General features: G+C 71.7%; 24 protein-coding genes. 9 read left to right on the top strand and 15 right to left on the bottom strand.

Going from position 1 to position 20010, the window contains the following annotated elements:
* The first annotated feature begins 2 nt into the window (after window positions 1–2).
* The 5 genes from ISP_RS20085 to hypB are packed head-to-tail and all read left to right on the top strand — an operon-like array spanning window position 3 to window position 3512.
* On the top strand, window positions 3–275 hold the full coding sequence (locus ISP_RS20085; protein WP_013225640.1) for a HypC/HybG/HupF family hydrogenase formation chaperone: 273 nt from the start codon (window positions 3–5) through the stop codon (window positions 273–275).
* Between the two features lie 10 nt (window positions 276–285).
* Window positions 286–1413 carry a hydrogenase formation protein HypD gene (gene hypD, locus ISP_RS20080; RefSeq protein ID WP_013225639.1) on the top strand — a complete coding sequence of 376 codons (1128 nt, stop codon included), beginning with the start codon at window positions 286–288 and terminating at the stop codon, window positions 1411–1413.
* Complete coding sequence (hypE, locus tag ISP_RS20075; protein ID WP_013225638.1) at window positions 1410–2486, top strand: hydrogenase expression/formation protein HypE; 1077 nt, start codon at window positions 1410–1412, stop codon at window positions 2484–2486. The genes hypD and hypE overlap by 4 nt, the downstream gene beginning before the upstream one ends.
* A complete protein-coding gene (locus ISP_RS20070) occupies window positions 2486–2812 on the top strand; it encodes a hydrogenase maturation nickel metallochaperone HypA/HybF (protein WP_013225637.1) in 327 nt (108 codons plus the stop codon). The genes hypE and ISP_RS20070 overlap by 1 nt, the downstream gene beginning before the upstream one ends.
* Before the next feature lies 1 nt (window position 2813).
* A complete protein-coding gene (gene hypB, locus ISP_RS20065; RefSeq protein WP_013225636.1) occupies window positions 2814–3512 on the top strand; it encodes a hydrogenase nickel incorporation protein HypB in 699 nt (232 codons plus the stop codon).
* Here the strand turns inward: hypB and hypF are convergent.
* The 4 genes from hypF to ISP_RS20045 are packed head-to-tail and all read right to left on the bottom strand — an operon-like array spanning window position 3469 to window position 7810.
* Window positions 3469–5625, bottom strand: a complete 2157-nt coding sequence (gene hypF, locus ISP_RS20060) for a carbamoyltransferase HypF (protein WP_013225635.1) — start codon at window positions 5623–5625, stop codon at window positions 3469–3471. The genes hypB and hypF overlap by 44 nt on opposite strands.
* Window positions 5626–5658: 33 nt before the next feature.
* Window positions 5659–6273 (bottom strand): DUF5947 family protein, encoded by a 615-nt coding sequence (locus tag ISP_RS20055; protein ID WP_013225634.1) that lies wholly within the window; start codon window positions 6271–6273, stop codon window positions 5659–5661.
* Window positions 6270–6794: a NifU family protein gene (locus ISP_RS20050; RefSeq protein WP_013225633.1), complete on the bottom strand. Its 525-nt coding sequence runs from the start codon at window positions 6792–6794 to the stop codon at window positions 6270–6272. The genes ISP_RS20055 and ISP_RS20050 overlap by 4 nt, the downstream gene beginning before the upstream one ends.
* A complete protein-coding gene (locus ISP_RS20045; protein ID WP_013225632.1) occupies window positions 6791–7810 on the bottom strand; it encodes a hydrogenase small subunit in 1020 nt (339 codons plus the stop codon). Before ISP_RS20045 ends, ISP_RS20050 begins: the two co-directional genes overlap by 4 nt.
* 123 nt (window positions 7811–7933) lie before the next feature.
* Here ISP_RS20045 and ISP_RS20040 point away from each other — a divergent pair, with 123 nt between their 5' ends.
* Window positions 7934–8449, top strand: coding sequence for a helix-turn-helix domain-containing protein (locus ISP_RS20040; RefSeq protein ID WP_230468859.1), 516 nt, complete (start codon window positions 7934–7936; stop codon window positions 8447–8449).
* A gap of 32 nt (window positions 8450–8481) precedes the next feature.
* On the opposite strand, the gene ISP_RS20035 is transcribed toward ISP_RS20040, so the two are convergent.
* From ISP_RS20035 to ISP_RS20015, 5 genes are all read right to left on the bottom strand, one after another.
* Window positions 8482–9462 (bottom strand): MEDS domain-containing protein, encoded by a 981-nt coding sequence (locus ISP_RS20035; RefSeq protein WP_230468858.1) that lies wholly within the window; start codon window positions 9460–9462, stop codon window positions 8482–8484.
* A gap of 379 nt (window positions 9463–9841) precedes the next feature.
* Window positions 9842–10195 (bottom strand): hypothetical protein, encoded by a 354-nt coding sequence (locus tag ISP_RS20030; protein WP_013225629.1) that lies wholly within the window; start codon window positions 10193–10195, stop codon window positions 9842–9844.
* A gap of 47 nt (window positions 10196–10242) precedes the next feature.
* Window positions 10243–10554, bottom strand: coding sequence for an ArsR/SmtB family transcription factor (locus tag ISP_RS20025; RefSeq protein WP_013225628.1), 312 nt, complete (start codon window positions 10552–10554; stop codon window positions 10243–10245).
* Between the two features lie 4 nt (window positions 10555–10558).
* On the bottom strand, window positions 10559–10933 hold the full coding sequence (locus ISP_RS20020) for a putative quinol monooxygenase (RefSeq protein ID WP_013225627.1): 375 nt from the start codon (window positions 10931–10933) through the stop codon (window positions 10559–10561).
* 58 nt (window positions 10934–10991) lie between these two features.
* The gene (locus tag ISP_RS20015; RefSeq protein ID WP_013225626.1) at window positions 10992–11633 is read right to left on the bottom strand and encodes a class I SAM-dependent methyltransferase; all 642 of its coding nucleotides are present in this window, start codon (window positions 11631–11633) and stop codon (window positions 10992–10994) included.
* 133 nt (window positions 11634–11766) lie between these two features.
* Here ISP_RS20015 and ISP_RS20010 point away from each other — a divergent pair, with 133 nt between their 5' ends.
* A complete protein-coding gene (locus ISP_RS20010) occupies window positions 11767–12804 on the top strand; it encodes an alpha/beta fold hydrolase (RefSeq protein ID WP_013225625.1) in 1038 nt (345 codons plus the stop codon).
* A gap of 1 nt (window position 12805) precedes the next feature.
* Here ISP_RS20010 and ISP_RS20005 read toward each other — a convergent pair whose 3' ends face one another.
* Window positions 12806–14041 (bottom strand): hypothetical protein, encoded by a 1236-nt coding sequence (locus tag ISP_RS20005; RefSeq protein WP_013225624.1) that lies wholly within the window; start codon window positions 14039–14041, stop codon window positions 12806–12808.
* A 197-nt stretch (window positions 14042–14238) separates the two neighbouring features.
* Between ISP_RS20005 and ISP_RS20000 the strand changes: the two genes are divergently transcribed.
* A complete protein-coding gene (locus ISP_RS20000; RefSeq protein WP_013225623.1) occupies window positions 14239–14730 on the top strand; it encodes an adenylate kinase in 492 nt (163 codons plus the stop codon).
* A gap of 34 nt (window positions 14731–14764) precedes the next feature.
* Here the strand turns inward: ISP_RS20000 and ISP_RS19995 are convergent, their stop codons facing one another.
* Window positions 14765–15229: a hypothetical protein gene (locus ISP_RS19995; RefSeq protein ID WP_013225622.1), complete on the bottom strand. Its 465-nt coding sequence runs from the start codon at window positions 15227–15229 to the stop codon at window positions 14765–14767.
* Window positions 15230–15248: 19 nt separating this feature from the next.
* Window positions 15249–16097 carry an SAM-dependent methyltransferase gene (locus ISP_RS19990; protein ID WP_034285158.1) on the bottom strand — a complete coding sequence of 283 codons (849 nt, stop codon included), beginning with the start codon at window positions 16095–16097 and terminating at the stop codon, window positions 15249–15251.
* A gap of 115 nt (window positions 16098–16212) precedes the next feature.
* Here ISP_RS19990 and ISP_RS19985 point away from each other — a divergent pair, with 115 nt between their 5' ends.
* Window positions 16213–17415, top strand: a complete 1203-nt coding sequence (locus ISP_RS19985) for an acyltransferase family protein (RefSeq protein ID WP_013225620.1) — start codon at window positions 16213–16215, stop codon at window positions 17413–17415.
* Here ISP_RS19985 and ISP_RS19980 read toward each other — a convergent pair.
* From ISP_RS19980 to ISP_RS19970, 3 genes are read right to left on the bottom strand one after another with little or no spacing between them, the layout of a single operon-like run.
* Entirely contained in the window at window positions 17402–17881 is a 480-nt protein-coding gene (locus ISP_RS19980) for a hypothetical protein (protein WP_013225619.1), read from the bottom strand. The two genes, ISP_RS19985 and ISP_RS19980, sit on opposite strands and share 14 nt — an antisense overlap.
* Window positions 17878–19308 carry a sensor histidine kinase gene (locus tag ISP_RS19975; RefSeq protein WP_013225618.1) on the bottom strand — a complete coding sequence of 477 codons (1431 nt, stop codon included), beginning with the start codon at window positions 19306–19308 and terminating at the stop codon, window positions 17878–17880. Before ISP_RS19975 ends, ISP_RS19980 begins: the two co-directional genes overlap by 4 nt.
* A complete protein-coding gene (locus ISP_RS19970) occupies window positions 19305–19979 on the bottom strand; it encodes a response regulator transcription factor (protein ID WP_013225617.1) in 675 nt (224 codons plus the stop codon). Before ISP_RS19970 ends, ISP_RS19975 begins: the two co-directional genes overlap by 4 nt.
* Window positions 19980–20010: the final 31 nt, after the last annotated feature.

Genomic DNA, 20010 nt, shown 5'->3' with positions numbered 1-20010 from the left:
CCATGTGCCTCGGCATCCCGGGCGAGATCATCGAAGTCAGCGAGGAACGCCCGGACCTCGCGAAAGTCTCGGTGAGCGGCGTCAAGCGGACCATCAACATCGGGCTGCTCGAAGACGACCCGCCGAAGCCCGGCGAGTGGATCCTCATCCACGTCGGCTTCGCACTGTCCAAAATAGACGAAGCGGAAGCGGCGGCCGCGCTGGACTTCCTCGAAAGCATCGGCAAGGCGTACGAGGACGAGATGGCCGCGCTACTGGAATCCCGGATCGAATAGAGGAGTCGTCATGCGTTTCGTCGACGAGTTCCGCGACGCGGAGAAGGCGCGGGCGCTGTCCGCGAAGATCACGTCGTTGTGCGAGCCGGGCCGCCACTACAAGTTCATGGAGGTCTGCGGCGGGCACACGCACACGATCTACAAGCACGGCCTCGAGGACTACCTGCCCGAGAGCATCACACTGGTGCACGGGCCGGGCTGTCCGGTGTGCGTGATCCCGATGGGCCGCATCGACGACGCCATCCACATCGCCCGGCAGCCCGGGGTGCTCATGACGTCGTTCGGCGACATGATGCGCGTGCCCGGCTCCGGCGGGAACTTCTTCGACTCCAACGCCGAGGGCACCAACATCCGCATGGTGTATTCGCCGCTGGACTCGCTGAAGATCGCGCGGCAGAACCCGGACCTGCGGGTGGTGTTCATGGCCATCGGGTTCGAGACGACCACGCCGTCCACCGCGATGACGCTGCTGCGCGCGGCCGCCGAAGGCATCGAGAACTTCTCGGTGTTCGGCAACCACGTCACGATCATCCCGGCGATCAAGGCCATCCTCGACTCCCCCGACCTGCGGCTCGACGGCTTCATCGGTCCCGGACACGTGTCGACGGTGATCGGCTGCCGTCCGTACGAGTTCATCGCGCGCGACTACGGCAAGCCCGTCGTCGTCGCCGGGTTCGAGCCCCTGGACATCCTGCAGTCGATCTACATGTTGATGGTGCAGCTGTCCGAAAACCGGTCGGAGGTCGAGAACCAGTACTCGCGGGTCGTGCCGTGGAACGGGAACATCGTGGCGTTGAAGGCCATCAACGAGGTGATGGAGCTGCGGCCGTACTTCGAGTGGCGCGGCCTCGGGTTCATCACGCACTCGGCGATGGCGATCCGCGAGAAGTACGCGAAGTTCGACGCCGAACGGATCTTCGAGATCCCCGGCCTGCGCGTCGCCGACCCGAAGGCGTGCCAGTGCGGCGAGGTGCTCAAGGGCGTGCTGAAGCCGTGGGAGTGCAAGGTGTTCGGCACCGCGTGCACCCCGGAGACGCCGATCGGGACGTGCATGGTCTCGCCCGAAGGCGCCTGCGCGGCGTACTACAACTTCGGCCGGTTCAGCCGCCAGCGCGTCCGGGAGGCGAGCCGCGCATGACCACCACCGAGCGCGAGCAGCAGGTCCTCGACCGCATCGAGCGGGCGCGGCGGCGGCGCGCGAAGGTGCGTGAAGAGCGCATCACGCTGTCCCACGGCGCCGGCGGCAAGTCGACGCACACGCTCATCGAGGCCGTGTTCCTCGACGCGTTCCGCAACCCGCTGCTCGAGCCCCTGGAAGACGCGGCGTCGCTGACCATCGGCGACGCCCGGCTGGCCCTGACCACGGACTCCTACGTCGTCTCGCCGCTGTTCTTCCCCGGCGGGAACATCGGCGACCTGGCCGTGAACGGCACGGTCAACGACCTCGCCGTCTCCGGCGCGCGGCCGTTGTACCTGACCGCGGGATTCATCCTCGAGGAGGGCTTTCCCGTCGAGGACCTGCTGAAGATCGTCGAGTCGATGAAGACGGCCGCCGAAGCGGCCGGCGTGCAGATCGTCACCGGCGACACGAAGGTCGTGCAGCGCGGCAAGGCCGACGGCGTCTACATCAACACCGCCGGGGTCGGGGTGCTCACCCGCACCGGGCTCGGCGTCGCCACCGCGAAGCCCGGAGACGCCGTCCTCGTCTCCGGGCCGATCGGCGACCACGGCGTCACGATCATGCTGGCCCGCGGCGAGCTGGACATCGACGCCGACCTCGAGTCCGACACCGCCCCGGTGCACGACCTGGTCGCCGGGCTGCTGGCCGCGGTCCCCGGCGTGCGCGCGATGCGGGACGCGACCCGCGGCGGCGTCGCGACGATCCTCAACGAGATCGCGAAAGCCGCGGAGGTCGCCGTGGTCGTCGACGAGAAGGCCGTCCCGGTCCGGGAGGAGGTCCGCGGCGCGTCGGAGCTGCTGGGCATCGACCCGCTGTACGTCGCCTGCGAAGGCCGGATCGTGGTCGTCGTCGACGGCTCGCAGGCAGAAGACGCGCTGGCCGCGTTGCGCGCGCACCCGCTCGGCGCGGACGCCGCCGTGATCGGGCGGATCGCCGGCGACCCGCCCGGGATCGTGCTGCTGAACACCGCGTTCGGCGGCACCCGGATCGTGGACCTGCTGGTCGGGGACCCGCTGCCGAGGATCTGCTAGTGCACGAAATGGCGATCACGCAGTCGGTCGTCGACGCGATCGTCGCCCGCCTCGGCGAGGCGGCGGTGAAGACCGTGCGGCTGGAGATCGGGCGCCTGTCCGGCGTGGTGCCGGACAGCGTCCGGTTCTGCTTCGACGTCCTCTGCACGGGGACGTCGCTCGAAGGCGCCCGGCTGGACATCGCCGAGCCGGCGGGCCGGGCCCGCTGCCGCGACTGCGGCGAGGAGTTCGGCCTCGACGACTTCATCGTGCTGTGTCCCTGCGGCAGCGCCGATGCCGAAGTGCTGACCGGGCGCGAACTGCGCATCACCTCGGTGGAGGTTTGACATGTGCGACACCTGCGGCTGCTCCGACACCGGGCACGTCCGGATCACCGATCACGCGCACACGGTGGTCATGGAGCAGGACATCCTGGCGAAGAACGACGAACTCGCGTCGCACAACCGCGCGCACCTGCGTGACTCGGACGTCTTCGCGATCAACCTGATGAGCTCGCCCGGCGCCGGGAAGACGACGCTGCTGGAGCGGACCATCCGGGACCTCGACGTGCCGTGCGCGGTGATCGAGGGCGACCAGGAGACGCTGCTGGACGCCGAGCGGATCAAGGCCACCGGCGCACCGGTGGTGCAGATCAACACCGGCGCGGGCTGCCACCTCGACGCGTCGATGCTGCACCGGGCGCTGCATTCGCTGGCGCCCGCGCAGGGCTCGACGGTGTTCGTCGAGAACGTCGGCAACCTGGTCTGCCCGGCGCTGTTCGACCTCGGCGAGGCGGCGCGGGTCGTGGTCCTGTCGGTGACCGAGGGGCCCGGGAAGCCGCTGAAGTACCCGCACATGTTCGCCGCGACGGACCTCGTGCTGCTGAACAAGGTCGACCTGCTGCCCTACGTCGACTTCGACGTCGACGAGTTCGAGCGGGACGTCCGCCGCGTGAACCAGTCGGCCGCACTGCTCCAGGTCAGCGCGACGCGCGGCGACGGCCTCACCGAGTGGTACGACTGGCTACGGCAACCTGTCCGAAGCTGATCCCGCCGTCATTGGTGGGCACGTTCCGGTGGGTCAGGACGCGGAAGCCGTGCCGTTCCAGGCCTTCCACGGTCCGGTCCAGCAGCAGGACGTTCTGGAAGACGCCACCGGAGAGCGCGACCGTCGTGCTGTGGTCCCGCAACCGGCCGCAGGTGTCCACGATCGCCGCGGCGACACCGTTGTGGAACCGGGCGGCTCGCTGCGCCCTGGTGCCGGAGTCGTCCAGGAGCGCGGCGATGAGGTCTTCGCCGTGGATTTCCTCGTCGATTCGTGCGTGGTAGGCGGTCTTCTCGGCCGGGTCGGCCAGCTGTTCCAGCTCGATGGCGGCCTGGCCCTCGTAGGTGATGGTGTCCCGGACGCCGAGCAGCGCCGCGGCCGCGTCGAAGAGGCGTCCGGCACTGGAGGTCAGAGGTGAGTTGAGTCCGCTGCGCTTGAGCTGCACGATGTCTGCCCGCGCCGGCCGCCCGAGTTCGTCCACATAGGACGCCGCCATCCGCCACGGCTGCCGGATGGCCATCACACCCCCGGGCATGGCGACCGGCCGCAGGTGGGTGAGTCGTTCATAGCTCGTGAGGTCGGCGAGGAGGAACTCGCCACCCCAGATGGTGCCGTCGGGGCCGAAGCCGGTGCCGTCGAAGGCGACGCCGAGGACCGGGCCGTCCTCTCCGTTGTCGGCCAGGCAGGCGGCGATGTGGGCGTGGTGGTGCTGGACGCCCAGGAGCTCGACGTCCTGCTCGAGCGCGTATTTCGTGGACAGGTACTCGGGGTGCAGGTCGTGCGCGACCAGCACCGGGTCGACGTCGAAGAGGTGCTTGAAGTGCTCGATGCCTTCGGTGAACGCCTTCAGCGTCTCGTAGTTCTCGAGGTCGCCGATGTGGTGCGAGACGAAGGCGTGGCGGCCCTTGGCCAGGCAGAAGGTGTTCTTGAGTTCGGCGCCGCAGCCGAGGAGGTGCTTTCGCGCCGGGTGGTTCAGGGTGACGGGCTCGGGCGCGTAACCCCGCGAACGCCGCTGGAGCTGGGGTTTCGTCCCGACGATGCGCACCACCGAGTCGTCGGTCCGGACGTGGATCGGCCGGTCGTGGGTGAGGAAGGCGTCGGCGATGCCCTCGAGGCGGCCGAGGTCTTCGTCGCGGTGGACGATGGGCTCATCGGAGACGTTCGCGCTGGTCAGCACGATCGGCCCGGTGCGCTCCAGCAGCAGGTGGTGCAGCGGGGTGTAGGGCAGCATGAGCCCGATCCGCCGGTTCCCGGGCGCGACGGCGGCCGCGAGGTCCGCCTTCTTCGGCAACAGCACGATGGGCCGTCGCCTGCTGCCGAGCGCTTCTTCGGCCGCCGGGCCGACGTCGGCCAGCTCCCGGGCCTGCGCGAGGTCGGCGACCATGACGGCGAACGGCTTGTCCTCGCGGTGCTTGCGCTGCCGCAGCCGTCGCGCGGCTTCCTCGTGCCGGGCGCCGACGGCGAGGTGGTAGCCGCCCAGCCCTTTCACGGCCACGATGGCCCCATCGCGCAGGGCTTCGACGGTCGCCGGGAGCGGATCCCCGCCACCGGGCTCGAACCGCAGCGTGGGCCCGCAGGCCGGACAGCAGACGGGCTGGGCGTGGAACCGCCGGTCGGCCGGGTCCTCGTACTCCTGCTTGCACGCGGCGCACATCGCGAAGCCGGCCATGGTGGTGAGCGGCCGGTCGTAGGGCACGCCCCGCACGATGGTGAACCGCGGGCCGCAGTTCGTGCAGTTCACGAAGGGGTACCGGAACCGCCGGTCCGCGGGATCGGAGAGTTCGCGAAGGCAGTCGTCACAGGTGGCGGAATCGGCCGAGATCAACGTATCGGCACGGCCACCCCGGGGACTTTCGACGATCCGGAACCCGGCCCCGCCCACGGTGGGGATCTCCCGCACCCGCACGTCATCGACGACGGCCAGGGGCGGCGCTTCGGCCTCGAGCGCGCCGACGAAGCGCTCGACCCCCGATGGCGCGCCTTCGACCTCGGCGAAGACACCGTGCACGTCGTTCCCGACGAACCCGCTGAGCCCGAGCCGCACCGCCAGCTGGTGGACGAAGGGCCGGAACCCCACGCCCTGCACCACCCCGACGACCCGGACGGCCACCCGCACCCGCTCAGTCTGCGCCCGAGCCGGGCCGCGTCGCTACCGCAGGGGCCGGGCCCGCTGTCCGATCTCCGCGAACAGCTCGCCGACGCGTTCGTGCAGTTCGGGGCCGCCGTCGCCGCCGGTCCAGTACCGGCGGACCGCGCCGGCCAGCCGGTAGCCCACGTCGACGGGCACGAGGAAGCAGTCCGTGCCGCGCTCGCCCCCGCGGACCACGATCGCCTCGACGTCCGGCTCGGCCGTGGCCAGCAGCGGGTGCTCCGCGGCGAGCTGCGTCCAGAGGCCGGGCGGAAGGGCCGTCTCGGCCACGCCGGCCGGTCCCGGCTGGAACGCGGTGACGCGGGTGCCGCAGGGGATGAAGAACGCGAAGCGCGCCGGGATCCCGAGCCCATGCCAGTCGAGGCCGGCGATCGGGCGCCGGGGATCCCACAGGTAGCGCTCTGGTACGGCGCGATACCGCACTTCTCCAGCCGGGCAACGGGTGAACAGCAGGAAGCACGCGCGGCACGCGCACAGCAGGCCACGGCGGCCGGTGTCGACCACGTGGCCGTGCCGCGCCGCCACCGGTGTTCCGCAGAGCTCGCACCGCTCCGGCCGAGCGGAGCGCCGGTCCCGGGCGAACGCGGGATGCGTGGCTCCGGTGCCGACACTCACGACGCTCTCCCTTCCGGAGCGCCGGGTGGTCCCATGCCGATCTGGTACAGCGCCGGGACGGCTTCGGCGACGATCTCGACGCCGCTGACCTCCGGGGCGGCGTCCCGGACGGCGGCTTCGACCGTCGCACGGGCCGTGCGCGCCGCGGACGAGCAGCCCCGGCTCGCACCGAGGCTCAGCCGGACCACGCCGTCGTCGATGCCCAGGTAGCCGACCGCGCCCACCTGCGGGCGGATCCGGTCCAGGGCCCGGCGGACCCGCGCCTGCGCGTCGAGGGGGTGCAGGTCGTGCAGCGCCAGCAGGCTCGCGACGACGTCGTCGGCGGCGATCGCCCCGACCAGCGCCGGGGCGTGCTCGCGCAGCGTGCCGACGATGCGGGTCAGGCCTTCGCCGTACAGGTCCGTCAGCTGCCGGACGATCTCTTCGGCAGGCCGCCGGCCGGGACCGGCCAGCAGGATGGCCAGAAGTGTCTCGAGGCGTTCTCCGGGGCTCGGGACAGCGGGGTCGCCGGGCACGTTCACCGGTCGGCCGCCGTCCGGATCTCCCGCAGGATGCGGATCGCGGACCCGGAGACGCTGCTGGTCGCCGTCGGGCCGCCGGCGCCGGCCGGGTCCTCCATGAACGGCATGAACTTGTCCGGGAAGCCCGGCATCGTGCAGCCGATGCAGATGCCCCCGACGTTCGGGCACCCGCCGACGCCGTTGATCCAGCCCCGCTTGGGCACGTTGCACTTGACCACCTGGCCCCAGCAACCCAGCTTGACCAGGCATTGGGGCGAACCGTGCTGATCGGCGAACTCGTCCTGCTCGTAGTACCCGGCCCGGTCGCACCCTTCGTGGACGGTGTTCCCGAACAGCCACTTCGGGCGCAATGCCTCGTCGACGTCGATCTCCGGTGCCCGCCCGGCCACCTGGAACAGCAGGTGGAGGATGGTCTCCGAGAGGTTGTCCGGCTGGACCGGGCAGCCGGGCACGCACACGATGGGCAGCCCGGCCCACGACCGCCAGTCCCGGCCGAGGTACTCGGGCACGCCCATGGCGCCGGTGGGGTTGCCGGCCATCGCGTGCACGCCGCCGTAGCTCGCGCAGGTGCCCACGGCCAGGATCGCCATCGCCTTGGGGGCCAGCCGGTCGAGCCACTCGCTCGCCGTCACGGGCTGACCGGTCGCGGGGTCGGTGCCGAACCCGGACCAGTAGCCCTCGGCCTTGTTCGTCTCGTCGGCGATCGAACCCTCGACGATCAGGATGAACGGCTCGAGCTCGCCGCGGTCCGCGCGGTGCCACCATTCGATGAAGCTGTCGGCACCTCCGTCGGGCCCGCTGCAGAAATCGAGGAACGGCCAGTGCATGGCGACCTCGGGCAGGCCGGGAAGACCGCCGAGAACGATCTCTTCGATACTCGGCTGAGTGGCCGCGGTCAGCGCAACCGATTCGCCGTCGCAGCTCAGCCCGCCATTCATCCACAAAATATGGACAGCCGGTGGATTGTTCTCGGAGTCGTCCGCCGGGCCGTTGCCGGTCTGCGGGGCCCTGACCATCGACGGCACCTTCCCTGGGCGGACGCCCAGCGTAAACCCGTCCGGCAGCAGCGGCAAGACCGACCCGCAGCCGGAAATCGCGGGGACGACTACACTGGACTCCCGGCGGAAGGGACATTGATCGTGGTGGAATCGGTGGGCCGGTCAGCAGGCAATTCGATCGAGGTCGTGCCGGTCGAAATCATCACGAAGATCTTTCCCGCCCGCCCGTCCGCCGTTCCGGGAATCCGCGAATTCGTCCAGGAGTGCCTCGCGGGTGCGCCGCTGGCCGAGGCCGAAGAACGCGAGGTGGGCAACACGATCCTCCGGGCCCTGCTGACCGCGGCCGGCCCGTCCGGCGTGCTCGAGGTCTCCTGCCGGAAATACCCGCGGCGCGTCGAGTTCGACGTGCTCCCGTCCCGCGACCGGGAGCCGGCGCCGGTGCCCCCGCAGCCGGCCGGACCGGACGCGTCCGCCGCCAGCTTCGCCGAGTGGCTGGCCGAAGCACTGCGCAGCCGCGGGATCACTAAGGAGACCGCGGCCGAGGAGCTGGGGGTGTCCCCGAAAACGATGAACCGCTGGCTCGGCGGCCAAACCGAGCCCCGGCTGCGCGATCTGCGCCGCATCGAGGACCGCTTCGGCGACGTGCGGTTGCACTGACGGACAGATGTGTCCCGGCCGCACCCCGCTCCCTAGCCCCGGCCCGGGTGCGGCACCTCGGCGGGCCGTTGCCGCATGGCCAGCTCGATGGTGCAGCCGGCCGTGTCGGAGCTGACGTCGAGCCACTCGCAGATCCGGTCGGTCATCCACAACGTGGTGCCGGGGCGGGCGGCCGCGCGGGGCCCGTAGAACGCCGGGCCGGCGACGGGGCGTTCGCTGTGCAGCGTGCACACCACCCGGCCCGCCGCCGGCCGCACCCACACGGCCGCCCGGTCGATGCCGTGCTCGAGCAGGTAGGCCATCGCCTCGCCGACGGCGATGCCGAACAGCGTGGCGGTGTCCTCGGACCGCAGCAGAGCGCTCGCCCGCTCCAGCACGTGGCGCCGCACGGCGACCAGGTCGCCCTCGAAGCGGAAGAGGTCCTCGCCGGTGCGCGACGGCGTGGCCGCCGCGGGTCCGGCTGCCTCCTCGGGGGCCCGGAACTGCGCGGACGGCCGGGGCTCGCCGTCCACGACGTACTCGGGATGCGTGCGGCGTGCCACCTCGACCACACCGGGAGCGGTGGCCCTCGTGTCGTAGGGGCAGAGCATCCAGATCCGGGTGCCGGTCAGCGCCACGTTGAACTCCGCCTCGGTCAGCTGCCAGGCGGCTTCGTCACCGGAGCCGGCCCGGGCGGGTTCGGCGAGGACGCGGACCGTGCCGGTCGGCGCGGTGGACCGGTGGCGGCCCCAGTAGCGCCGCAGCGCGCCGGCCACCTGCGACGGCCGCCGTCCGAAGTAGTCCGACTCCGCGACGGCGATCCGGTCGGCATCCGCGCCCATCACCGCGTGCAGCAGCCGGAGGTTGGCCGCCGGTGTGGTGACCAGCACCGGCTCACCCCGGCGCAACCCGTCCTCCGCGAAGGGAACGGCCATCGCGAGGAACTCGGCGTCGCTGCCGTAGAGGCAGCCCTGGTGCCGGAAACCTGACTTCACCGCGCTTTCCCGTGCCGCGGCAGCTGCCGGGGTGTTCATGCACACCGAGCCTCCTGAGGATTTCTTCGCCGGTTGCCGATTCGAACGCATTTCCCTCGGGAACGCTCGCAGACCACCGGGAGCGTACCCGCACCAGCTCGGCTCAGCCATCACGCGTCGAATCGATTACACCCGTTCGGAGTATTTTGCCCAGGAATCCACCCTGGCAGACACAACCGTCATTGCGACACCTGTCGGCAGCACAGCCATGGCCAGCCAAAAGCCCTGTTGCGCAAGGATCCCGGGTCAGATGTGTCCCCTCCGCCAAGGCACGTGACAGTACTGTCCGGACTTCGCCAGGAGTGACCGGAAACGACCTCTGCGCCCACCTGTTCGAAAACAATTCGCCTTCATTTCGGGCAGCTCATGAGAATTATTCTCAATAGGGGCAACGTTCGGGGCAGCCCGCAGTCCGGCTGTCGCCGCAGGCCCGGGCGGGCGAGTCGTGCGCGCAGCCCGGCAGCCATCCCGGCGATGGTGACGACGTCAGCGTCGACCAGCGCGGATCCAGCCGGCGCAGTGCCCGCCGGCTCGGCGGCAGGAACCGCTCGACCCGGCGTGGCAGGTACCAGCCCGCCCGCCGTTTGCCGAGTTGCACCAGCCACGGCCACACCAGCTCGGGCGGCGCGTCCACGGTGAAGCCGCGGTCCATCACGACGTCCGCCGGGGTGACGAGGTCGTCGCCGGGGCGTCGTTCGGCGCGTTCGGCGGACGTGGCCGAGTACGCACTCATCCGGCGGCGAGCGTGGTCAGGCCGGTCTCGAGCACGGCGGCCGAGGCTCACGCGTCGGCGTTCGCGACGATGGCGTCGAGCAAGCCGGGGAACCGTTCGTCGAGCTCGTCGCGGCGCAGCGCGGCGTACTGCTGGTTACCGCGCTGCGTGCGCCGCAGGATGCCGCTCTCGCGCAGCACCCGGAAGTGGTGCGAGGCGTTGGACTTGCTCAGCCCGAGATCGGCGTAGACCCGCGAGCACTCGCATTCGCCGAGCGCGGCCATCGTGCGCACCATGTGCAGCCGGGCGGGATCGGCGAATCCGCGCACGACATCGGCCAGGCCGAGGTCGGCCAGGTCCGGGTGCGGCCGGTCGGACACGGCTTCAGCCCGCGGCGGTGAAGATCTGCTTGCTGAACAGGACGTCCAGCCGGTGCACGTGGGCCGGCGCGGCCAGGATGTCGTTCATCCGCTCGACATCACGGAAGATGTCCCCACCGCCACCGTCCACATGGGCCTGACGGCCGGCGATGCTCGGGAACACCTCGAAGATGCCGAAGGTGGTCGGTCCGAACTGGACGCCGTACCAGGGTCCGGTCTCCGGCTCGCCCTCCACGCACCCGAGGATGTCGCGCAGCATCACCCGGACCTCCTCCACCTTGTCCGGTCGCGCCTCGATCTCGATGTAGAACGCCTTGGTCCCGTCCGCACCGTTGCGCCCGGTCATCAGGACGCCCTCGTGCCGCTCCGCGTGCGTCATGTCCGCATCCTTCACTCGACTGGTTCAATCGTCATTGAACCACAGGACGCCTCACCCGTCACGCTGTCGCGGTCCCGATGATCAGCGGGTGCACCACCGAAGGCATCCCCCGCCACCGCGCCGTGCTCATCTCCTCGATGTGGAACCGCTGCTTGAGCAACGCGACGGTGTCCCGATCGCACCGGCAGCCCTGCGCGAACGCCGCCCACGGCCCCGCCAGCCGCGTCTGCCTGCGGGCGAGCTTCGGGTCCTCGGCGCGCACGTGCTCGCAGAACAGCAGCCGCCCACCGGGCCGCAGCACCCGCGCGAGCTCGGCCAGCACCCGGTCGACGTCGGGCACCGTGCAGAGGACCAGCGTCGACACGACCGTGTCGACGCTGGCCTCCGCCATCGGCAGCGCGTCCGCCGGGGCCTGCACCAGCCGCATCCCGGCGCGGCCCGCCACCCGCTTTTCGAGCCGCCGGTACATCGCCGGGACGGGCTCGGTCAGCACGACCTCCGCCGTCGCGGGGTAGTGCGCGACGTTGAGCCCGGTCCCCGCCCCGATCTCGACCACCTGCCCCCGCGCCCGCCGCAGCAGTTCCCCGCGCCGGTCGGCCAAGCCGAGCCGCTCCCCCCGCCGCACGAACGGTTCGTACAGTGCCGCCCCGAACCGTTCCCAGAGCCCGTCCCGTGCCCCCACGCTGTCCCCTCCGGCCATCGTTCCTCCTCCACACCGCCGATGCGACGCAGCACACCAGGCACCGGCCACCCGCCGCATCACCCGCTCGGGCCATTCCGCAGGCTGGCCGGAACGGGCCACACGGGCCCGGGCCACGGCCTACGCTCGAGGAATGCCGGAACAAGACCAGGTCGTGCGGTTCACCGGTGGCCCGGACGACCGCCCCCTCGCCTGGGCCGCCGTCGGCGCCGGACCGCCGCTGGTCGTCGGCGGCTGGTGGTGCGGGCACCTCGAACTGGACTGGCAGAACCCCTTGTTCCGCCGGTTCGCCGGCCTGCTCGGCGACCGGTTCACCCTCCTCCGCTACGACCGGCCCGGCGTCGGCATGTCCGACGCCGCCGGGCCGCTGGTCACCTCACTCGCCGACGAAGTGGCCGCGTTGAGCGCCGTCGTCGACGCGGCCGGGGAGAAGGTGACCTTGTTCGGCGGATCGTCCGGCGGCTGCGCCGCGATGGCGTACACGGCGGCCCACCCCGACCGCGTGGAGCGGCTCGTCCTCTACGGCAGCTACGCCCGCGGCACCGAGATCGCCACGGCGGAAGCCCGCGATTCCCTGCTGGCGGTCGTCGGACGGCACTGGGGCGTGGGGTCCCGGGTGCTCGCCGACCTGTTCCTGCCGACCGCGACCCCGGCCGAACGCGACGAGTTCGTCCGGTTCCAGCGCGCAAGCCTCACCGCGGAGCAAGCGGCGCGCTCGCTCGCGGCGGTGTACGAATTCGACGTCCGGGACGAGCTGGGCGCGATCGAGGTGCCGACGCTCGTCCTGCACCGCCGCGACGACCGCGCCATCCCGTTCGCCCTGGGCCAGGACGTTGCCGCGCGCATCCCGGGCGCCGCCTTCGTCCCGCTCGACGGAACCGACCACCTGCCCTGGCGCGGGGACGTGGCCGGGCTCGTCCGCGCCGTGCGGGAGTTCCTCGGGGCCGGCCGGGCCGCCCGCGGGGCCGGGTCGCTGCGCCACGAGCTCTCCGAACGCGAACTCGACGTGCTGCGCCTGGTCGCGCACGGGTTGAGCGACCAGGAGATCGCGCGCCGGCTCGGGATCAGCGCCCACACCGCGCACCGCCACGTCTCGAACATCCGCGGCAAGCTGGGGGTGTCGTCGCGAGCGGCGGCCGCCGCGCACGCCGCCACCGCCGGGCTGCTCTGACTCAGGCCGGGGACGTGCCGGGCACGCCGAGCTTCCAGAACACGAACGCCGGCTCCTGGTGCACCTTGCCTTCCCGGCGCAGGCCGTCCCGGACCGCGGGACCGAAGCCCAGGAGGCTCGAAAGGGCACCGAAGATCGTCGCCACCGGTGGTGCGGCACTCGCCACCCCACCGGCCACGGCGAAGCCCGCCGTGGCCAGGACGAAGGGCAGGTCACGCAGCAAAGTGTTGCACTGCATGGCTTTCTCGATGACGCGGATGTTCGGCCGGAACACCTCGTCGAAGATCCGGGTGACGTCGGCGGGGAACCGCTCCTCGTCCGGATCGGAGCCGATCAGGTCTTCGGTCAGCGCGAGGTGCCGCCGGAAGGCGTCGAACGCCTCGTCGTTCCCCCGGATCGCGAGCAGGTCCCGCGTCGGCATCTCTTCCAGGACCGGCCGGGTGAACGTGTCCACGAAGGACAGCAGCCGCGCCCCGGGGTGCAGGCCGTTCATCGCGTCCCGGGCCAGCCGCCAGTACGCGTCGGACGTGCTCCAGAACGACCCGTCGACCGCTTCCGCGTGCAGCAGCCCGTTCCACGTGGTCAGGGACTGCAGGGTCAGCCGCGGCTCGACGGTGAAGCGGGCGATCTCGGCCGGCCCCATGCCGAATTCCGTCCACAGCTCGCGGTCCAGCTCGATCTTCGCGCACTCGGCCAGCAACGGCAGCCGGTATTCGACCCACTGCGGATAGCCGAGCACGTCGTAGCCGAGCATCTCCAGGTGTTCGCCGAGGTGGTCGGTGACCGCGCGCTCGACCGCGGTCACGGTCTCCTCGGCCGCCATGCGCAGCGGCCGGAACACGACCAGTCCGGCGCGCACCAGCGGCAGGACGTCCCACATCCGCTCGAGCTGGGTCGCCAGGTGGGCCGGCAGCCGGGCGCCCGTCCGGCTGCCGAAGGTCCGCCGGTAGAAGTGGGCGAACCGTTCGATGTGGTCCTGCACGTACAGCAGCGGGTCGTCGCAGATCACCAGGTCCGCGACCAGCACCGAGCTCTTCACCTCGGCGGACCAGTCACGCCAGGGGTCGAGGGCGATGACGGCGACCCGGCCGGGTTCCTCGCCGGGCGCGGGCAACTCCGCGTAGTAGGCGCGGAGGCGCTCCAGCACCGCTTCGGCGTCTTTGCGCTCGCTCAGCGACAACTCGAGTTCGGGGAGCAGTTCGTCGAGGAACCGGCTGTACTCGCTGTCGGCGGGCATGCCGGCACTCTACGGGGCGAAAACCGTTGGCGGAGGGATTCGGACGATCTTAGAGTTTGCCGGTGTCCGCCACCCGGCCTGAGCCTTCGAGTCGCGCGATACGGGTCCTCGGTCCTCGCGACCCACTGCCGGTCGAGCCGCTCCGGCGCATAGCGGTCGCCGGTGCCCCCGGCGCGGGCAAAACGACGCTCGCACGGATGCTCTGCACGCGGATGGATCTGTTGTTCGTCGAATTCGAATCCTTCTACCACGCGCCGGGCTGGACGGTCCGGCCCACCTGGCGGGAGGACGTGCTGGCCTTTCTCGAAGAGCCCGCGTGGGCGATCGAATGGCAGGGCGAGGACGTGCGGGAGGCGATGACCGCCCGGACCCAGGTTCTCGTCTGGCTCGACCACCCGCGGCCCTACGTCGTCGCGCGAACGGCGTTCCGGACGGTCAAGAGGCGGCTCGGGCACGGAACCGCGATCGCGGGCGGCAACGTCGAGTCGCCGCTGCGCACCTTCTTCACCGATCCCGGCCACATCGTCAGGGAGTCGTGGCGGCGGCACCCGGTGATGCGCGCGCGGGTTCGCCGGGTGATCGCCGAGAACCGGCACCGGAGCCTGGTGATCGTCCGGCTGCGCGGGCAGCGGCAGGTCGACGCCTGGCTCCGCGGCCCGTTCGCGCACAGCCTCGCTCGAGCGTGCTGACTTGCCGCGACACCGCGAGGAAGCGAATCCCGGGTCAAGCGGTGAGGAGCCGCTGAATCCGTTCGTACTCCGCGGACATCTCCGGGGTGGCGAGCACGTCGTCGAGATCGGCGTTCACCTGGAAGTCGACGTCCTCGATCGAGCGGATGGCCAGTTCGTAGAGTTCGCCTCGCCGCCGGCCCCGGAGGTAGCTGCTCCAGTGCATGAGCGCGGTGATCGCGGCGACGATGCCGCGATCCAGGTCGTCGTCCGCGAGGATCCCCGCGTCGATCCGGGCGATCAAGGCCGCCAGTTCTCCGGCATCGATGGTCAAGATCGACTCCCGGGCGCGGGTCAGCGCGGCCCAGGCATCTTCGGTGAGTTCGTCCGGCCCCGCGTCGGCCACGACCTCGTCCCGGAGCAGCCGGGTGATCGTCGCGGCGCCGAACGCCTCCGCGCTCTCATCGCCGGCGGCGATGACGAGCTCCAGGACGGCCGCCTCGAGTTCCGGATACTTCACAGCCCGGACCCTATCCCGGTCAGGGTTTGCGGCCGACTCCGGCCAGCATCACGGACTCGCTCGGGTCCGCGAAGTCGATCACGGGCGTGTCGGGGCCACTGTCCTCGGGGTGCCAGGACGCCGTCCACGTGACGCCGGGCTCCAGCAGGGCGAAGTCGCCGAACAGCGCACCGAACTCCGCCTTCGACCGCAGCACGTGCTTGCTGACGTCGTCGTCGTACATCCGGATGATCGCGTGCAGCTGGGCGGCGATCTCCTCGGGCAGTCCCTCGTGGGTGATCTGCGACAGCACCAGGTACGAGCCGGCCGGCAGCAGATCCCGGTACTGCGCAATGGCTTCCGGACCCACATCCCGGCCGTCCGGGCCGGTCTGCTGGACGTGCAGCACCGCGGTGACGAGCAGGGCCAGCGGCTCGTCGAGGTCGACCACACCGGTCTGGGCCACCGCCTCCCAGACTCCGTCGGGATCACGCAGATCGCCGTGGATCACCGCGTGGCGGGCGGGATCGCCGTGCTGCTCCAGCAAGATCCGGGAGTGCGCGACCGCAACGGGTTCGTAGTCGATGTAGACGACCCGGGAGTCCGGCGCGACTTCGTCCGCGACCTGGTGCACGTTGCCCATCGTGGGAACCCCGGAGCCGATGTCGACGAACTGCCGCACGCCCCGGGCCACCAGGTGCCGCACCGCGCGGTGCAGGAAGGCCCGGTTGGCCCGGGCGCAGTACATCCCGGCCGGAAACGTCGTCAGGACCTTCTTGCCGAACTCACGATCGATCGCCCAGTTGGCCGTGCCGCCGAGATACCAGTCGTAGACCCGGGCCACGCTGGGACGCTCCAGGTCCACCCCTGGTAAGGGCTCCTCCGCCATGCCGCCTCCCCACCGTATCGAGCCATCGTATCGCCGCCGGTGCTCCCGCCGGCTGCGACCGGACTGCGACGGCACCGGGACCGCCTGCCGACACGGGCCCGGCACCGTCGGCGTCATGAACCAAATCCGCCCCGCCGAGGCCGGACCGGTCACCAGCGGACGCAAGCCGCACCTGCCCGCGCTGGACGGGTTGCGCGGGGTCGCCATCCTCGGCGTCCTGTTGTTCCACACCGGCCGGCTGCCCGGTGGCTTTCTCGGGGTGGACCTGTTCTTCGGCCTGTCCGGGTACCTCATCACCGACCTGCTGCTGCGGGAGGTCGAGGCGACCGGCACCGTGTCGCCGGTCGCGTTCTGGGGCCGCCGGATCCGCAGGCTGCTGCCCGCGCTGGTGACGATGCTCGCCGGGGTGACCGTGGTCGTGTGGGCGGTGGGGCCGCCGGACCTGGTGCGGACGACCCTCGCGGACGGCCCGTGGGTGCAGCTGAACCTGGTGAACTGGCACCTGCTCGCGGAGTCGGCGGGTTACTGGGACCGCTTCGGCTCGCAGCGGGTCTTCGAACACCTGTGGAGCATCGCCGTCGAAGAGCAGTTCTACCTGCTGTGGCCGCCGATCCTGCTGGTCATCGCCCGCTCCGCGAACCGGCCGGAAAGCCGGGTCGCGGTGGTCGCGGCCACGGCTTCGATCGGTTCACTCGCGCTGATGATCACGCTGGCCGGTGCGGGCGATCCGAGCCGGGTCTACACCGGCACCGACACGCGGGCGTTTTCCCTGCTGCTGGGCGCGGTCGTCGCCACCGGGCCGGTGCGGGCGGCACTGGCCCGCGCGGCCGGCCGGTGGGCGGGCCCCGCGGCGGCGTTGCTCGCGGCCGGCCTCGGGATCTCGTGGGCGCTGACCGACGGGACGACCTCGCGGTGGCTGTTCACCGGCGGGCTGTTCGCGCACTCGCTGGCCGCCGCGCTGCTGGTCGGGCTGTGCGTGCAGGCGCCGCGAACGGGGGTGGCGAAAGCCCTGGCCTGGCCGCCGTTGCGGTGGGTCGGGCTGATCTCCTACAGCCTGTACCTGTGGCACTGGCCCGTGTTCGTGCTGCTTTCCCCGGAGCTCGACGGCCTGCCGCGGACGGGGGCGGTGCTCGCGGTGTCCCTCGGCTTGGCCACGCTGTCGAAGTACCTGGTCGAGGACCCGATCCGGTTCCGGGCCCGATGGGCGCGCGGCCGGCGCGGGCTGCTGGCGTTCACCGTGGTCACAGCCGGGCTGGCCCTGCTGTGGGTGGTGCTGCCCGCCCCGGCCCCGGTCGTCGTCGACATCACCGGGCTGTGATCAGCGGGCAGGTCCGCGCCCGGTCCGACTCCGGGGTGGGCTGGACGAAGCGGACCTGCACTTTCGTGTTCCGGTCCCCGCCGGCCTGGACGTGGGCCCCCAGTGCGGTGCACACGAGCTGGTCGATGCCCAGCGGGGTCACGTCGTGGATCGTCAGCGGTACCGACAGCTGGAGCACCCCGGTCGTGGGCGTGACGTAGACCCGCGTCACCGGCGTCGGCGCGATCTCCGTGTGCAGGTCCGAGCCGCTGGGCACGCTCAGCAGCAGCGCCAGCGCATCGGAGATCGAGCCGAGGTGACCGGTTCGCCGCAGCTCCGGCCGGAGCTGCTCGTGCGCGTCGACGAGGTACAGCGTCATGCCTGGCGCCAGGCCCGTCGGAGCCTCTCCCCCGTCGGTCGCCTCGGAGGGCCGGACCCCGCAGCCCGCGAGCAGGAACACCGCCACCGCCGGCCAGATCCGCTTCACGAGTCCTCCCGGTTCCGCGGCAGGGACAGCACGAACCGCGCGCCGCCGCCGTCGGCGTTGCCCGCGGTGAGGTCGCCGCCGTGCAAGCGCGCGTTCTCCAGCGCGATCGCCAGCCCGAGCCCGCTGCCCGGGGTGCGGGTGCGCGCCGCGTCGGCCTTGTAGAAGCGGTCGAACACGTGCGGCACCACGTGCGCGGGCAGCCCCGGCCCGCGGTCGGTGACTTCGATCCGCACGTCCTCGCGGGACTCCGAAACGACCACCCGGACCGGCGGCTCCCCGTGCCGCAGCGCGTTGCCGACCAGGTTGGCCACGATGACGTCCAGCCGGCGCCGATCCAGCCGGAGCAAGAGGCCATCCGGCGCCACCACCTCGACCCGGTCCGCCCAGCCGCGGGCGCGAAGGCAGTCCCGCACGGCACCGGCCACGTCGACCTCCTCCACCCGCAGCTGCGCGGTGCCGGCGTCCAAGCGGGCCACCTCCATCAGGTCCTCGACGAGCCGGACCAGCCGGTGCGTCTCGACGATCGCCAGCTGCGCGGATTCCCGGGCGTCGGCCTCCATCCCGTCCGCCGTGGTCGCCAGGACCTCCACGACGGCCGTCAGCGTGCTCAGCGGGGTGCGCAGCTCGTGCGAGACGTCGGCGGCGAACCGCCGGGCGTCCGCCTGCATCTGTTCCATGGCCAGCATCGACGTCTGCACCGACTCGGCCATTTCGTTGACGGTGACGGTCAGTTCGGCCAGCTCGTCGGCGCCCTGGGGCGGCGACCGGGCGTCGAGGTCGCCGCCGGCCAGCCGGCGGGCCGTGTCGCGGAGCTCGCGCACCGGGCGCAGCACGCTGCCCGCGGCCAGCAGCGCCAGCAGCACCGCCAGCGGCAGCGCGAGTGCGGCGGTGAGGGTCGCGGACCGGGTGAGGCGGTCGATCTGCCCGTCGACGTCGGTCAGGTCGTACGCGGAGTACACCTCGATGCCGGACGGGGTGCGGGCCCCGTCCGGCGCGGTGATCGTGATGGGCGTGCCGACCACCAGCCACGGCCGGCCCCCGGCTGTGATCCGCCGCGTGACGAGCCGGTTCCGGCCGCGCACGGCGGCGCGCAGCGTGTCGGGGACCAGCTCGGTGCCTGCCGAGGACCGCAGGTCCCGGTAGGTCACCACGGTGTTCCCCGCGGCGGCCGTGCGCAGCCGGTCGAGCGCGTCCTGGTCCGGCGGGTAGGTCAGCTGCGGGGTGATCGCGCCGAGCCGGCCGGCGACGCCCTCGGTGATCCGCTCCTGCGTCGAGGTGACCAGCGCGGTGCTCGCCGAGCCGGCGCTCGACCAGGCCGCCGCGGCGGCGCCGAGCACGGTCACCAGCACGAACGCGACGAGCAGCCGGGCGCGCAGGCCCCGCGGCCGGAGCCGGCTCGTCCGCGGCCGCGGCCGGCCGGTCCTCACACCGGTCCGAACCGGTAGCCGAACCCGCGCACGGTCTGCACGTACTCCGGCGCCGCCGGATCGGCCTCGATCTTCGCCCGCAGCCGCTGCACGCAGTTGTCGACCAGCCGGGAGTCGCCGAGGTAGTCGTGCTCCCACACCTCTTCCAGCAGCTGCTGGCGGCTGAGCACCCGGCCGGGAGCGCGCGACAACGTCAGCAGCAGCCGCAGCTCGGTCGGCGTCAGGGAGACCGGCTCGCCGCGCGACGACACCGTCAGCGACGTGGTGTCGATGCGCAGGTCGCGGTGCACCCGCACGCCGTCGGGGGAGCTCGCGGCGCGGCGCAGCACCGCGCGGATCCGCGCGTCCAGCACGGTGGGCCGCGCCGGCTTGACGACGTAGTCGTCCGCGCCCGCCGCCAAGCCGCCGACGACGTCGAAGTCGTCGCCGCGCGCGGTCAGCATGATCACCGGTACCGGGCCGGCGGCCCGGATGCCGCGGCAGACCTCGAACCCGTCGATGCCCGGCAGCATCAGGTCGAGCACCACCAGCTCCGGTGGGGCCGAACGGAACTGACGCAGCCCGTCCTCGCCGGTCTCCGCCGTGCGGACGTCGTGGCCGTGCCTGCCCAGCGCGAGCTCGAGCCCGCGCCGGACCAAGGGGTCGTCTTCGATCAGCAGAATCGCCGCCACCCGTCCAGTATGGACAATCCGGGCCGGCCCG

This window comes from Amycolatopsis mediterranei, from assembly GCF_026017845.1.
GTDB lineage: Bacteria > Actinomycetota > Actinomycetes > Mycobacteriales > Pseudonocardiaceae > Amycolatopsis > Amycolatopsis mediterranei.
Note: the sequence above shows the minus strand (reverse complement) of the source record. Positions and strands in the feature narration are given on the sequence as shown.